Source organism: Moorena sp. SIO3I6, from assembly GCF_010672095.1.
In genome coordinates this window covers 1-1396 of the sequence record NZ_JAAHHU010001356.1, presented here as the reverse complement: position 1 = coordinate 1396, position 1396 = coordinate 1, and the positions used below count along the sequence as shown (strand labels likewise).

Here is a 1396-nt window from a genome sequence, read left to right as displayed (position 1 = left end):
ATGCTATTGCTGGGTTTACTTACCCTTTTGTATGTGAGTACTAAGGCTCTATTTGGTTTGATGATGCTTGGTACCTTTATTGTGGTTTTAATCGCCCCTAGATTGAGCATAGTCAACCTAATCGGTTGCATAGTTGTGTTTGTCGGTATTATCATCTTGTTTGGTAGCTCAGAGTTTGGTCAAGAACGTCTCGGCTCGATCGCTCAAACACCACTGGGTAATCCAGATATCGATATTTGGAAGGCAATTCTGCTGTCCAAGGGAGATGGCAATAGTTTCAACTGGCGGCTGGCTCAATGGACCTATCTCCTAGAGCAATGGAAACACTTCCCAATCCTTGGTTATGGTCTCGGAACTAACAAACTGATCAGTAGTAATGGGCTCGAACCCCACAATGATTACATTCGAGCCCTGGTAGAAGGAGGAATCGTAGGATTGGTAACTTGGTTGGTCTTCCTCGGAGTTCAGGTTGGGCGTCTTGTTCAATTATTTCGACAGGCATCTCCTGGCAGTGGACAAGGGACTCTGTGTTTGGCCATGTTGGCGATTCTTCTGGCTGTACCTGTGGGGATGATTACCGAAAATATCTGGAGTCATACCACTCTCTTTTTCTACTGGTATACCTTGTTGGCAGTGGTGGGTTGGAATTGGGATGATCTGCCCCCTTCAGAAAGTCACGCACCGGTTAGTCGTCCTGCACGGCTTACACCTTTTTGATCAGGGTAACTCTAGCTTTTATAGGAGTGACCCAAATTATTTCACTCACGAAATAGTTGAGACTTTAACCAATAGCAATAAAACACCATGACTAATCAAAACATTACAAATCATGCTCAAATTAACTTATCATCAAGTACTCAATAATTGCTTGGCTGTCCCTGTTGCTTGTCTAGCTTAGACTCAAAAAAAAATCAGCTTAAATGTACAAATTTTCAATGCAATACTTTTTATCCTGTTGTTCAGGGTAAACCAATTTTGATCAATGAATCATCTAGTCTATTTAAGATTAAAAATTTTATAAATCCCGAAAATGCTGATCTTAACCGAAAACCAAAATTAGAAAGAATTGCCATCAATTTGATTCCCAGCATTATCCTGAATTTGAAAGGTAAGAGGAATTACAAAAAATTCACAGAACTTCTGCTCAAGCAGACTGATAGTCCTAAAGTACTGATCATTGGAGGTAGTGTCATTGGTCAAGGTATGGAAGAGCTGTTATCAGTACCTGCTATTGAAATTATCGAAAGTGACGTTGCTTTTGATTCCCGTATAGCAGTAATTTTTGACTCCCACAATATTCCTTTTAAAGATAATTCATTTGATGGAGTCATAATCCAAGCAGTCCTTGAACATGTTGTAGATCCATCCCGTTGTGTTGAAGAAATTCATCGAGTGA

General features: G+C 40.3%; 2 protein-coding genes. Both read left to right on the top strand.

The window, feature by feature from the left end; genetic code table 11:
- Positions 1–717, top strand: a 717-nt coding sequence (locus F6K49_RS49295; protein ID WP_293110057.1) for an O-antigen ligase family protein, incomplete at its 5' end; no start/stop codon positions are given.
- 258 nt (positions 718–975) lie between these two features.
- A partial coding sequence (locus F6K49_RS49290; RefSeq protein ID WP_293110055.1) for a class I SAM-dependent methyltransferase occupies positions 976–1396 on the top strand: 421 nt, incomplete at its 3' end.